Annotated in this window: 11 protein-coding genes; 8 read left to right on the top strand and 3 right to left on the bottom strand. The window is 59.4% G+C overall.

The features are described from left to right. Nucleotides 1-469 precede the first annotated feature (469 nt). The 8 genes from rpmH to ACWA13_RS18450 all read left to right on the top strand — a co-directional run bounded on the left by rpmH (nucleotide 470) and on the right by ACWA13_RS18450 (nucleotide 6,133). Nucleotides 470-607, top strand: coding sequence for a 50S ribosomal protein L34 (gene rpmH, locus ACWA13_RS18485; RefSeq protein ID WP_003800212.1), 138 nt, complete (start codon nucleotides 470-472; stop codon nucleotides 605-607). A gap of 43 nt (nucleotides 608-650) precedes the next feature. Next, entirely contained in the window at nucleotides 651-1,088 is a 438-nt protein-coding gene (rnpA, locus tag ACWA13_RS18480; RefSeq protein ID WP_463935884.1) for a ribonuclease P protein component, read from the top strand. Beyond that, nucleotides 1,036-1,476, top strand: a complete 441-nt coding sequence (yidD, locus tag ACWA13_RS18475; RefSeq protein ID WP_463935883.1) for a membrane protein insertion efficiency factor YidD — start codon at nucleotides 1,036-1,038, stop codon at nucleotides 1,474-1,476. Before rnpA ends, yidD begins: the two co-directional genes overlap by 53 nt. Nucleotides 1,477-1,492: 16 nt before the next feature. Beyond that, on the top strand, nucleotides 1,493-2,467 hold the full coding sequence (gene yidC / locus ACWA13_RS18470; RefSeq protein WP_463935881.1) for a membrane protein insertase YidC: 975 nt from the start codon (nucleotides 1,493-1,495) through the stop codon (nucleotides 2,465-2,467). A gap of 68 nt (nucleotides 2,468-2,535) precedes the next feature. Then, a complete protein-coding gene (locus ACWA13_RS18465) occupies nucleotides 2,536-3,042 on the top strand; it encodes a Jag family protein (RefSeq protein WP_463937972.1) in 507 nt (168 codons plus the stop codon). 22 nt (nucleotides 3,043-3,064) lie between these two features. Continuing rightward, entirely contained in the window at nucleotides 3,065-3,715 is a 651-nt protein-coding gene (gene rsmG / locus ACWA13_RS18460; RefSeq protein WP_463935879.1) for a 16S rRNA (guanine(527)-N(7))-methyltransferase RsmG, read from the top strand. A gap of 82 nt (nucleotides 3,716-3,797) precedes the next feature. Then, a complete protein-coding gene (locus ACWA13_RS18455) occupies nucleotides 3,798-4,853 on the top strand; it encodes a ParA family protein (protein WP_463935877.1) in 1,056 nt (351 codons plus the stop codon). 65 nt (nucleotides 4,854-4,918) lie between these two features. Further along, nucleotides 4,919-6,133 carry a ParB/RepB/Spo0J family partition protein gene (locus ACWA13_RS18450; RefSeq protein WP_463935876.1) on the top strand — a complete coding sequence of 405 codons (1,215 nt, stop codon included), beginning with the start codon at nucleotides 4,919-4,921 and terminating at the stop codon, nucleotides 6,131-6,133. Between the two features lie 4,459 nt (nucleotides 6,134-10,592). On the opposite strand, the gene trxA is transcribed toward ACWA13_RS18450, so the two are convergent. The 3 genes from trxA to ACWA13_RS18435 form a co-directional block, all read right to left on the bottom strand. After that, nucleotides 10,593-10,919 (bottom strand): thioredoxin, encoded by a 327-nt coding sequence (gene trxA / locus ACWA13_RS18445; RefSeq protein ID WP_463935875.1) that lies wholly within the window; start codon nucleotides 10,917-10,919, stop codon nucleotides 10,593-10,595. A gap of 34 nt (nucleotides 10,920-10,953) precedes the next feature. Beyond that, nucleotides 10,954-11,910 carry a thioredoxin-disulfide reductase gene (trxB, locus tag ACWA13_RS18440; protein ID WP_463935874.1) on the bottom strand — a complete coding sequence of 319 codons (957 nt, stop codon included), beginning with the start codon at nucleotides 11,908-11,910 and terminating at the stop codon, nucleotides 10,954-10,956. A gap of 233 nt (nucleotides 11,911-12,143) precedes the next feature. Further along, on the bottom strand, nucleotides 12,144-13,637 hold the full coding sequence (locus ACWA13_RS18435) for an ABC transporter substrate-binding protein (RefSeq protein WP_463935873.1): 1,494 nt from the start codon (nucleotides 13,635-13,637) through the stop codon (nucleotides 12,144-12,146). Nucleotides 13,638-13,676: the final 39 nt, after the last annotated feature.

Here is a 13,676-nt window from a genome sequence, read left to right as displayed (position 1 = left end):
AAATCAGTTTCCTCAAACTTGCGGGCCTGCATTTTGTGCAGCCAGCAGGTCCGGAACCACTAGGTTGGCCCAGCCTTCTCCACAGGGTTATGCACAGACCGTGGATAATCGGCTACTGGGACACTCTAGGGGATGAAAAGCCTAGAAGATAGCTGGGGACTTGCTTGTGGATAATTACAACGGTGTGGTTCCAAAACTAGTCCTGTGAGGCACTTCATCCACAGGCTGAAAGGCCTACTTAGCCACAGTTGGGGATATCCTCTCCGCACCGCCCCGGTTTGACTGGGACCCGGTATTTGCCCTAACGTTGTGAAGTCCTTTGTGTCCGCTTTTTGGCCCCATCTGCATCCCTCTAACGCCAGGCGTTAGAGCAGCCGGGGGAAGTGGCACATACAAAACTTAGCGTCGGCCAGTTCTTCCCCAATTACTGATCGGGTGGGCGCACCTTTGATCCACTGGAGTAACTAACGTGAGCAAGCGGACTTTTCAGCCGAATAACCGCCGTCGAGCCAAGAAGCACGGCTTCCGCCTTCGTATGCGTACCCGCGCCGGCCGTGCCATTCTGGCAGCCCGTCGTGGCAAGGGCCGCACCGAGCTGTCGGCCTAAATAAACTGACTCGTCGGTTCAATAGTCTTTTGCGAGTTTGAAGGTGCTGGCCACCCGTAACCGCCTTAGGACATCAACCGATTTTTCGACAACTGTACGTTCCGGCGTCCGCAATGGACGCCGGAACGTAGTGTTATATGCGGCAACCCTTCCAGACGACCAACCCAGCAGAATCGGGTTCATCGTTTCCAAAAGTGTCGGGAACGCCGTGACCAGGAACCTCGTTAAGAGGAGACTGAGAGAAGCTGGCGCCGCGTCCTTGAAAAGGTACGGCACCGGCTATGCAATTGTTGTCCGGGCTTTGCCCGCGTCAGCCGCTGCAAGCTGGCAGCAGCTGCTCTCGGACTACAACGAATCGTTGGAGTCCACCATCAGGCGCCTGGGAAATCGTGGCGCGGCACGGTCCGGTTCCCTGAACCAGGCCGCGGATGGATCACCAGCCGTCAACGGAACCACACAGGAAGGGACAGCGCGTGCGTGACACTAGTGCCGCCGTCGTCCGCTTCCTTCCTACCGTTGTCACCGCCATGGGCAGAGCTATCTGGAACCTGCCGCGAAACATTCTGATTCTTCTCCTGAAGGCCTACCGCAAGGTGATTTCGCCCTTGTACGGCCAGGTCTGCCGATTTTTTCCGTCGTGCTCTGCTTACGCCCTTGAAGCTGTGACAGTGCATGGAGCCGTTAAAGGCACCTGGCTGGCCGCGCGCCGGCTGGTACGTTGCCACCCCTGGAATGCAGGCGGAGTGGACCATGTCCCCGCCGGACACAGGGAATGGCCTGCCGGACAGACCCCAACAATTGTTGTGTTGAACAACCCGGACAAGTTCCTGGCTGCGCGCACTGATGAAGAAGGCCGCTCGGCGGCCTGACGAATAGGGATAACGTATGGACTTCTTTGAAACAATCATGTTTCCGTTCAAGTGGCTGGTGTCCGTCATTATGGTGGGCTTCCACGAGGGCCTGACCTTCATTGGCCTGCCTGAGGCTTCCGGCTGGACCTGGACACTGTCCATCATTGGGCTGGTCCTGGTGATCCGGGCAGCTCTCATCCCCGTCTTCGTCAAGCAGATCAAGGCCCAGCGTGGCATGCAGCTCCTGCAGCCTGACCTGAAGAAGCTGCAGGACAAGTACAAAGGCAAGACAGACCAGCTCTCCCGCCAGGCTATGGCGCAGGAACAGATGGCCATGTACAAGAAGCACGGCACCAACCCGTTCTCCGCCTGCCTGCCCATGCTGATCCAGATGCCATTCTTCTTCGCGTTGTTCCAGGTGCTTTCCGGCATCAGCACGGCGCGCGACCAAAACAAGGGCATCGGCGCAATGAGCCATGGCCAGGTGGAACAGTTCGACGATTCCACCATTTTCGGGGCTACGCTCTCCGCCTCCCTGTTGCATGGCGGTGAGGGGAACCTCACGGCAGTATGGATCCTTTCGATCATCATGATCCTGGCCATGACGGCCTCGCAGTTCATCACGCAGAAGCAGATCATGGCGAAGAACATGTCCGAAGAGGCCATGGCCAGTCCGTTTATGCGCCAGCAGAAGATGATGCTCTACATCCTGCCTGTTGTCTTCGGCGTGGGTGGCATCAACTTCCCCATCGGTGTCCTGATCTACTGGACCACCACCAACCTCTGGACCATGGCTCAGCAGTTCTTCGTGATCCGCCGCATGCCGACGCCGGGATCCCCTGCTGCCAAGGCGCTGGCCGAGCGCCGCGCCGCCAAGGGCCTCCCGCCGCTGTCAATTCTCACCGGCAAGAAGGATGAAGAGGCCGACGCCGATGCTGCCGCTGCCGTCGCCGCGCAGGCCAAGGGCCAGCGTGTCCAGCCGCAACGCAAAAACAGGAAGAAGAAGTAATGTCTGTTGAGAGCACCGATCAGATTCCTTCCGTGGAAGCCGAGATTGACACTGAATCCGAGGACCTCATGGACGAGTCCGTAGCGGCCGGCACTCCTGGTGCTGCTGCAGGCCGGCTCGAGGAAGAGGGCGACGTCGCCGCTGATTACCTCGAGGAGCTGCTGGATATTGCTGATATCGATGGAGACATCGATATCGAGGTCCGCAACGGACGCACCTACATTTCCATTGTTACTGACGAAGAATCGGACGCCCTGGACGCCTTGGTTGGTGAAGATGGCGAGGTCCTGGAAGCCCTCCAGGAACTGACCCGCCTGTCCGTGCTCTCCGCTACGGAGAACCGCTCGCGCCTGGTGCTGGACATCAACGGTTACCGCAAGGAACGTGCCGGCCACCTGCAGAAGATTGCTGAAGATGCTGTGACCACAGCGAAGGCAACGGGTGCACCTGTGGCCCTTGAGCCCATGAGCGCTTACGAACGCAAGATTGTCCACGACGCCGTGGCCGACCTGGGCTTCATCAGCGAGTCTGAAGGCGAAGGCGCCGGCCGTCACATTGTTGTTTCCGCCGAATAGTGGAACGCGGGAGCCGGTAACCATGGTTGACATCACCCCAGCAGAGCTGGCGGCGGCCGAGAAGATTTTTGGCAGCAGGCTGGACCTTGCCAAGCGCTACGTCGAGCACTTGGCCACTTCGGGTACCGAACGCGGACTGATTGGTCCCCGCGAGATCCCCCGACTTTGGAGCCGGCATGTGCTCAACTGTGCCGTGATCGAAAGCGAGATTGCGCACGGAAGCCACGTGGCCGATGTCGGAAGCGGTGCCGGCCTGCCCGGCCTCTGCTTGGCGATTGCCCGCCCTGACCTTGAGTTGACGCTCATTGAGCCGCTGGAGCGCCGCGTCATCTGGCTGCAGGAAGTGGTGGATGATCTGGAGCTGGGCAATGTGACGGTCATGCGGTCCCGTGCGGAGCTCGCTGTGGGCACTGTTGTGGCGGACGTTGTTACTGCCCGGGCTGTTTCTGCGTTGACTAACCTGGCTGGACTGACCATTCCGCTTCTGGGAGGGAAGGGGTTGGTTGTGGCCATCAAGGGACGCAGTGCCGGTGAAGAGATTGAGAAGGCAGCCAAAATCATCCGGCGAATGGGCGGCCGCGAAACCACAGTCGTTACGGTAGGTGCTGATCTTCTGGAGGAGCCCACCACGGTGGTCAGGATCGTTGTCGACAAGTCGCGAAAATCCGCCTGACCAAGGATGGCACCGCCGCGGATTATGGTGAAGCAGATAGGCTAGATAACGGCAGCAAGGCCAACGAGAGTGAGAGTGTGAAGTGAGTAGCAGTGAACCGGCCACGCAGCGGATCCCTCCGTTTGTGTCCCTGGGCTCAGCACGAGCGTTCTCTGCTCCGCCGGTTCCCTCCTCGAAACCACAATCAGTTGCAGGGAGCCAAAATATGCCTTCCGTTTCACGTGAAAGTCCGGTAAACGGCAAGAGCAACGTGATGGACGCGATGGATGACTCCAGCCCCATCGCCCGCGAACTGGTTCACGAGAACAAGCGTCGCGAACGCCTGGCCGGGCGCCGGCTGCCCAAGCCTTCCAAAACCAGGGTCTTTACTGTTTCCAACCAAAAAGGCGGAGTCGGTAAGACCACCACCACTGTCAACATCGCGGCAGCGCTGGCCAGCGCCGGACTGAACGTGCTGGTGATTGATATTGATCCCCAGGGCAATGCCTCTACTGCACTGGGCGTGGAGCACCACGCGGACGTGGACAGCATTTATGACGTCCTCATCAACGATTTCCCCCTCGCCGACGTTGTGGCGCCGTGTCCCGACATCGCCAACCTGATCTGTGCCCCGGCTACCATCCACCTGGCCGGTGCCGAGATCGAGTTGGTCTCCCTCGTTGCACGCGAGCAGCGGTTGCGGAGGGCCATCGACGTGTATGCAAAAACACGAGAGGCCAACGGCGAACCGGCGCTGGACTATATCTTTATCGACTGCCCGCCCAGCCTGGGGTTGCTCACCGTCAATGCCTTCTGTGCCGCCGGCGAAGTGCTGATCCCTATTCAGTGCGAGTACTACGCCCTTGAAGGACTTAGCCAGTTGTTGAAGAACATCGAGATGATCCAGAAGCACCTGAACGCGGACCTGGTGGTCTCCACCATTCTGCTCACTATGTACGATGGCCGCACCAACCTGGCCGCCCAAGTGGCAGCTGAGGTTCGTGAACACTTTCCCGAACAGGTGTTGGGCGCTGTGGTTCCACGCTCAGTACGTATCTCAGAGGCGCCCAGCTACCAGCAGACGGTTATGACCTACGACCCTTCGTCGAGTGGTGCCCTCTCCTACCTTGAAGCTGCTGCTGAAATTGCCGAACGTTAGAATCGAAAGACTCGCATCAACTGAGGCCGGGCCACGCCGGGCTGATCCACTGGAGGGAATTATCCATGAGTGAAAAGCGACGTGGTCTGGGCCGCGGCCTGGGAGCACTCATTCCGAGTTCCGCCGCGACCGGCACAGCTGGCAATGGGACGGCACCCTCGCGTCCAGTGGATCTTTTCTTTCCGGAGAGTCGGCAGCGCACTGCTCCGACTGCGCCGGTGGAGGACCTCAAGGATTCTCCCGCTGAAGAGATAAGTGCGGAGGTGGCTCCGGCCGTTTCTGCTGGTTCCGATGGTTCTGCCGGTGGAGCCAGGAAGAATCCCGCGAAGAAGACGGCATCGAAGAAGACTACGTCCAAGGATGAGTCAGCAGCCGCCACCGTCCCTGCCGGGGATTCTACGACGCCCGCTCCTGTAGAGCCCAGCCCCGCGCTTTCATTTGGCGGGCCCGAACTGGTGGAAGTTCCCGGCGCCAGGTTCGCGGAAATCCCTGTCACCGATATTCATCCCAACCGCAAACAGCCGCGCTCGGTCTTCGATGAGGACGACATGGCAGAGCTGGTTCACTCGGTTCGCGAAATTGGCGTCCTACAGCCAATTGTTGTGCGTACTTCAACCGAACCCGGTGGAGAACCCTATGAACTGGTCATGGGTGAACGTAGGTGGAGGGCTGTTCAGGCGGCCGGCCTCGCTACCATCCCCGCAATCATCCGAGACACAACAGATGATGACCTCCTTCGCGACGCGCTTCTGGAGAACCTGCACCGCAGCCAGCTAAATCCTCTCGAAGAGGCGGCTGCGTACCAACAACTTCTCGAAGACTTCGGAACCACCCACGAACAGTTGGCGGACAAGTTGGGCCGTTCCCGGCCCCAGGTCTCCAACACACTCCGTTTACTTAGGCTCCCTGCCCTGGTGCAGCGCAGGGTTGCAGCCGGTGTCCTGTCGGCGGGTCATGCGAGAGCGTTGCTGTCACTTCCGGACGCTGCTGCGATGGAACGCTTGGCACAGCGCATAGTCGCCGAGGGGATGTCTGTTCGAGCCACCGAAGAAGCTGTGTCCATGTATCAGGATCCAGCCAAGCCCGCGAAAAACAACGTTCCGCGCCCCGGTGCTCGGCATGAGCGCTTGGACTACCTCGCTTCCTCGCTGTCTGATCGCTTAGATACCAACGTGAAAATCTCACTCGGTGTGCGAAAAGGGCGGGTCAGCATCGAGTTCGCAAGCGTTGAGGACCTAAACCGTATTATGGATGTCCTTGCACCTGGAGCGGACACATAGACCTGCTTTCTTAAAGAGGCACTGTTTCACGTGAAACAGTGCCTCTTTTTTGTTTATCAAGATCACCGGACACTCACTTCGGTTTGCGGTCTCCCTGAGAACGTGACGGCACATGGAAAACACCGAACCACCCCCGCCCGCCGTTTGGGGCGATGTTGCTGCCATATAGCGCTGGTGTCAGTGCTTCCATCATGGGCTATGACTGGCTCGGATCTTTTCTGAATGCGTTTGTGTCTTGCAGCGATCTAAAAGTTGCTGTCTGGACGTGCGCACGAGACATTTGGGTTGCTTGATGTCTTCCAAGAACCTGATCTGATTCCGGCATGGAGGGACCCTGCGAAATCGCTGAGGCGTTCTGATCTCGGCGTGCCGAGGTAGGAGCCGATAGTTCGCAAAACATCAATCCTGTCGTATGGACCAGTTTCGTGCCTTCTATGGAGTCTGTGGTCCAGCCCAGGTCCACTGTGCGGTAGGTGGTTCGTGGTCCTGTGTGCAGGTGAACATCCAGGGGAAAAACACGCCTATGCGACCTGTGCATCCTGGTACATGGACCAAGGGAGTTTCTTACGGCACTCTTGGTGCGGACCGAACCGACGAGTTAACGCTGGTTATTCTGGTCTCTGGTCGACCTCTTGGCGAAAGTGATCTTTGCCAACCTATGTGTGTCAGAGTAGCCTGATCGTCTCCCCCGTAGACCTCATTGGCGCAGTTCCGCCGAAATGTGCGAGGACGTGACGACCCGGAACCGATCACCCCGCGTTACCGGCCCCCAGGTGTTCTACGCATCCACGTTCTGCTTCGCGGGCCGGAACGAGGTACCGATCCAGGGAGAAACTGCACACGCGTCCCGAGGCAACGATTGGCCGCTCTCCACTGGAACGCCGAGTCGGTCGCTAATCCTGATCAGGGTACGTGCTTATGTTTCACGTGAAACGCTCGGTCTGTGCTCGGTTCCCAGAGGGTAGACCGCTGAAACAGAATCCCCATGTCAGGTCGTACGGCCAATGGTGCAAGGCCATAGCTCTAGAGCATCCGTTGTGGCTTGTGGGCTGTATCCGCTGGATGACACCGGAGCTCGAGCGGTCGACCCAGGTTGTTCGCGGGTCCGGTCCTGGATCTCAGAGAACATAGGCCCAGCTCGCGCCTCTGGAAGTGGAAGCCTAGTATGCACTCGTGGGATCCTGAGGGGTACCCTGCGTGCGAGTTCGACTCCCCTGACCAACATTAGGTATTTTGACTGCCTGCTGATTCAGGATCGTTCGTCTGGTGCGGTGGCCCGTAACACTCTGCAACTGCCGGACCGCTCCGGTCCGCTCGGTCGGCTTTGGGTTCCATTGGCGCTTCTGGCTGTTGCCGGACTAAGTTTTCCCCGCTTAGGTGTTCTGCTCCCAGCGACATGCCCTGAGGCCGCTTGAGTGAGCGTACTGCCCTGCATGACCCATCGATTCGTGGCGGTCGCACTCTGGGTGGTGGACTGGATTCTGGGCCTTACAAGGAACCGACGTCCGACGCCGCACTTTTCCCTATGCGGCGAAAAGTTGAGGGCTGTCACTTCCGTCCGCCGAGCCGGCAGGCACACGGTCAGCACCAGGCTGGGGACTTGAAGCTTAGCGAGAGTCTGCTGCCCGTAGAAGTCATTAGAACTGTGACAGGTGACCTGTGGATAAGCCTGTGGACGACCCAGCCGTAAGGACCATAGTTTTCCACAGGCTGCGCCGCCCCCGGCGGCTGGTGAGAGGCCCTAGCAACGGAAGACGCGCCTGATGATCGCACCTGTTTCACGTGAAACATCCCGCTCCAGCAAATATTGGAAGGCCAATGTGGTGCCGGGTAGCGCTTCTGCGCCCGTTTCTGGACGCATAAGCGGCCCAAGGAGCGCATTTTTGGAGCAAACAGCGGGCCGCCGCCATGTATCACCAGGCTGACTGATCCTGCGAGGTCCGGAAAGCAAGATAAGTGAGCTAATCCGGCTCGGCCCAAGTCACTGCTTCTAGGCGGTCCGTTTTCCACAGACTTGCACAAGCCTGTGGGTATCTGCTGTGGATAACTGTGTGGATATCTACTGCACGCATCAGGCCGCAGAGGGAAGTTAATCGCCCTGAATCGAGGCCGGATTCGCGGAGCTGCTGGACCCCGCTCGAGCATGACGTATGTTGAATCCCTCCCAATGCCGTTCCAGCCGCGTACTTAGACTGATGCTGCCCTGGGGTAGAGCCGGCGTCGTTGCCCTATGCCTGGGCGATAACACGTCTCTCCCGATGGTGACAGGGCTGACCGGGATCACCAGTGTCGTGGAGATCAATAATGTCCTCGCACTTGCAAGACGTTGGACGTGACAGACGTGACTTGAACTGAAGTTCGCATTCCTTGCGGAGCGGGGCTCCGGCAGTCCCCCAAATTGTCACGGCACGTCTGCACCTGATGGGTACTGGGTTATTTACAGTCGAGGCAAGGCCAACGGCATTTCCTGGGTCGCTACTAGATGGGTACCCGATATCTGGGGTGCGGTTTGCTGGGTGCGGGCTGCTCAATGCCGTTTGAGTCGATTGAAGCAAAGATCTACTTGCGTGAGGCGGGGCGATTGGCAACACACCGACCCGATGCCCCTGCTCGCATGGTGGCGAAGTCACGTTGGGAAGGGAGACGACCTCCGGGATGTATGGCCTGCTGGGTTTGGCGTCAGGGGCTCGGGTGCGGTGGGCCGGCCGAAGGAAGAGGATGTCATTTACAGTCCTCCCATACAGGTGACGTGGTTTAGCACCTGCACGATGGTTGAGGAGGCACTGCTAGGCGGAGTGGCCGAGGTATTGCAGCAACTTGGCCCGTTTCTATGCAGGAATGGGAGCACTTGGTGAACTTCTGCTCGAAACGGTCTGCCTGCTAAACAAGGATCGCTGGGTGTTTCGCTGCATGGCTGCGTGGTGGCCGGAGGGCTACGGTCGCTTAGTTTGTGAGCACCCTGTGGCGTGCCGCTGGTCCTTATACCTCGGATGGCCCGGCTTGTTCCCGTCCTGGTCGTATGGGCTCTGTGAGCATCCGTGGAACGCCAGGCGCCTCAGAGGTACGAAAGAGTGGGAAGGAAGCGGGGGGTGCGCTGGTGCTTAGGATTCTGCTTTGGGCGACGTGCAGGGGTCTGGTCCAGTGATGGGCTAGAGCGGTACGCGTGCACTGCTGTGGCAGGGGCCGTTAGGCGGTACTGATTTGCCACACTTCGTGCACCTTTGGGGTGTTCGATGAGTGGTTAGCGATGCCTGATCGGCAACTGTGGGCGAATCTGGACTGCCGACGGTTCTGGTTCACCGCCCTAAGATCACCTGGATTCGTGTTCAGAGATGAGCGAGAAGGGACCCACCAATACGGTGGGTGGTTTCGTCCAGGGCGAGCATCCTTCGGGACAGGCTTCTTCGTCGGGTGCAGAGGCCTTTCTCCACTAGGAACTGGTCTCTGAACCATGACCTCGGCGGGAGCGGATGTTTCACGTGAAACACCAGTCTGCCTCAGAGAATGACAGGGTGGGCGGCGGAGAAGAACACAGCAAGAGGACTCTTCCGGGCACTGAAGGTCATGAACAATGCATCCTCTTGGCATCTGCTGGCGACAACGTGTCGAAGCTAGGTCAGCTCACGGGGGATGTTTCGTATTTGTGTGCAGAGCAGCACGGAAGCCGTAACAGCTGACAGCAACTCCTGCATGCCTGGGTACTCAGGTTCCTCATTCGCAGCCCGCTGCGAAGCTGGGGCCAAGCAGCGAGCACTGAAGCACGCCTTTGCGCTTCCATTTTCGACGCACTCCCCGGCTGTTGGTGTTTCACGTGAAACATCGACGTGGACTGCCGCTCCACGCCTGCGCTTGCACCGACCGGGCTGAGCTGGCTCTCCCTGGCGCACCTTTGGTCTCTGGACGGGTATCGCAGTGCGCCGCTATCTGCCGCGATGCCGTCCTTATCAAGTCTCGGCTACTGATGGTGTTCAGCATCACGGAAAAAAGCAAGAGACTACGGCACCCGAAGGCGAACTTACGAGCACCAGTCTGCACCAGGCGGGCATCCCCTCTAGGCTTTCGACCCAGTCCCCCAGCCGAGGCGCACAGGGAAATGCCCGCGCTCATTCATATTACGCTTTGCCCATGTGTACTGCCTGCCGACCCAAGATGCTTACGGAGCATAGGTTGGCGGCCTAAACAGCTCCTCGAACCAAACTTCTCAGCGGAGCAAAGAAGCCGCTATCCGCGCAATGTTTCACGTGAAACACTTCGTTAGGATCACTCACAACCGCTGAACAGGTGGCCCCAGCGGGGGTACCCGTTGAGTACGCCGAGCGGGGCGTTCATTCCAGCCTGCCTAGCTCCCCAGCCGCACGCTGAAAGACCAACCTAGACTCAACCCGAACCAGTGGCTTACCGACGAAAAAAGCAGGTTGCCCCTTCCGAAAGGGGTAACCTGCTTGATCGATGGAAAAGGTTAGGACAGAACGTCCGCGAATTCCTTTTCGAAAAACTGCTTAGGCTTGGCACCGATTACGGTGTTCTTCACTTCGCCGCCTTCAAAAAGGTAGACCGCAGGAATCGAGGTGATCCCGTACTGGGCAGCGATAGCCGGGTTGTCGTCAACGTTAACCTTGACGACGTTGACCTTCTCGCTGTATTCAACGGAGATCTCGTCCAGAATGGGACCGAGCTTGCGGCACGGACCGCACCATTCTGCCCAGAAGTCTACGATGACCGGCTTGTCGGCCGAAAGGACATCGGCCCCAAAGCTGGCGTCAGTTACTTCTTTTGCATTGCTCATGAGCATTCTCGCTTTCTAGGTGGTGTACGACTGTTCAGGAGTGGAGGCTGGCCAGGTAGTGCTCGACGTCGATCGCCGCAACACAACCAGAACCCGAGGCAGTGATGGCCTGGCGGTAGGTGGGGTCCACGACGTCGCCGGCAGCGAACACACCCGGAAGGCTGGTACGCGAGCTGCGGCCTTCCACAGCGATGGTGCCCTCCGCGGTCAGATCCAGGACGCCCTTTATCAGGTCAGTGCGGGGATCGTTTCCGATGGCCACGAAGACACCCGTGACAGCCAGCTCGGACTCCGTGCCGTCCACCAGGTTCTTCAACTTGAGGCCGGTGACCTTATCGCCGCCAATGACGTCCTCGACGCCGGTGTTCCACACGAAGTTGATCTTCTCGTGGGCAAGAGCGCGGTCGGCCATGATCTTGGACGCACGCAGCGTATCGCGGCGGTGCACGACTGTGACGGACTTCGCGAATTTGGTGAGGAACAGGGCCTCTTCCATGGCGGAGTCGCCGCCACCAATGACCGCGATGTCCTGATCTTTGAAAAAGAAACCGTCGCAGGTTGCACACCAGCTAACACCATGGCCGGAAAGACGCTTCTCATTGGGAAGGCCCAACTCACGGTAAGCGGATCCGGTAGAAAGAATAACTGCGCGTGCGCGGAAGGATTCGCCGGTCGCGATGGTGACAGTTTTGATCTCGCCGTCGAGATCCAAGGAGGTTACGTCCTCAAACTGGATTTCCGTACCGAAGCGGGCGGCCTGCTTTTCGAAGTTCTCCATGAGGTCCGGGCCCATGATGCCGTCAGGGAAGCCGGGGTAGTTTTCGACATCGGTGGTGTTCATCAACTCACCGCCGGCGGTTACAGATCCGGCCAGGAGCAGCGGCCTGAGGTTGGCTCGGGCGGTATAAACGGCTGCCGTGTAACCTGCCGGGCCAGAGCCGACGATGATGACATCACGTACATCCGACGCGGTGTTTTCTGCGTTGCTCACTTAACGGTGAACCTCTTCCTTGGTCGATGCGCCCGCGTATCACTGCCGGCTCATTGCACAACTGATTCCATTTGCTGAATATTCCAGCAGTGGTAGTGACGCGCCATACTTCGGAAGTGTCCGTTGCCGGACGCCGGGAAAAACCGGGATGCCGGCCGCAGGACGCCTTAACAGGGTACCGTCTGGCGGATGGCATTCAGCGGTCCCGTTACCTGACGTTGAGACCCGCAGCCCTACTGGACCCGGACCTCGGCCAGGCGCAGGCCGTAGTTGTAGATTGTCTTGGGCACCGCGAGGCGCGGCAGGGTATCAATCTGCACGATCACGTACTGAGCAGTTACCGGCTCGGTCAGCGGCATCGTGAGATCCGTGGAGGTGAAGCTGTTGGTGCCCACCTGCTTGGCCCCCTCCAGTGACGGTCGGTCGTTGGTGAGGACGCTGATCCGGCCTCCAGACGCGCCGAGCTGGCTGAGAGTAATCGAAGACACGGTGGACGGTTCCTGGAGCTTAATAACCAACGGAACGCCGCCGGAAACCAATCCTCCCCAGTTTTCCGTGGCGAACTCCATGTTCGACCAGAAGCTGGCAGGGTTGTTGTCGTATGCCTTCACCAGTTCAGCGTCGTAGGTCGAGGCAAAGTCGAATTTGCCCTGGCGGGTGATGCTCTCAATCACCGGCGTCACGGGGGCCGGAGCGGCATTAGTTGGAGTCGGTTCCACTGTGGAAGTTTCAGGGGCAGTCGAGGCTTGGGTGGGCTGGTTTGCCGCCGGAGTCGAGGGGAACAGCGAACCAAGATGGGTCAGGGCAAACACCAGGCCTGCAATCAGGACGGCGGCGAGCAAGCCGCCTACGAGCCAGCGCAGGGAGCGTGGCTCCTTGCCGTTATCGTCATCGTCGTCGTCATATTCGGCCACGATCGGTCCTGCCGAGGCGGCTCCGGCACCAGTTCCCGCGCGCGCGCCTGCGCTGTGGGCGAGGGCCGGGGATGCTCCACTCCGGCGGTCGTCCCGGTCAGGTTTGTCGGAATAGTCCTTATCAGCCTCGTCGTAGGAGTAGTCATTCTCGGACCACAGTGAGACCTTGGGGGCAGGCTCCTCGCGCCCGGAAGATGAAGAGGAGGCTGCAGCAGCGCCGGCAGCAGCAACGCCGTAAGCAGGAGTTCCAGGAGTAGGAGCCACAGACTCCCTGGCATCCGACGAAGCGGGCGAGGGAACGGACGAAGCCGGCCGGGTCGCCGGTCGTGGCGGAACGGACGCCCCCGCTGTCTGGTACGGGCTCACTTGGCTGGGGTGGGAGTCGTCGTACCGGATGTAGCCGGCAGGTTCGGCGTCGTGGTCCTCTTCCGGTTCGTTGGAACGCGGCTGGCCGAAAATCTCGCTGCCCAAGGTGTCCGTGAAGAACGGCTCAACGTAGGGCGGGTTGGGGGCAACCAGGAGATCCAGTAGTTCGGCGGCAGAGGTGTGATTGGTGATCAGGTAGGTGGCTTCTTCACTGACGCCAAGGTCAAGCACTTGAACGTCGCCAGGACGCTCACCGGTGGCTACTTCGCGCGCACTTGCGGCCACCTGGCCGCCGTTGGAGGGTCCCGCAACGAGGATGCTGACAGGCCTGTTGAGCACCTGGTCGACTCCATCGAGCACCAGATCCTGGTCGTGCGAGGTCAATACCGTGGCTGTGACCTTGTAGCGGCCACCAAGTACTGATCCAACATCGATCGGCTGGGACACGTGTTCCTCCTAGACTGTCCGGGAATTGCCGGCGCGGAC

The organism is Pseudarthrobacter sp. TRD_SC_9, from assembly GCF_055361265.1.
The sequence above is the reverse complement of the archived record's forward strand: the minus strand, read 5'-3'. Positions and strand labels throughout refer to the sequence as shown.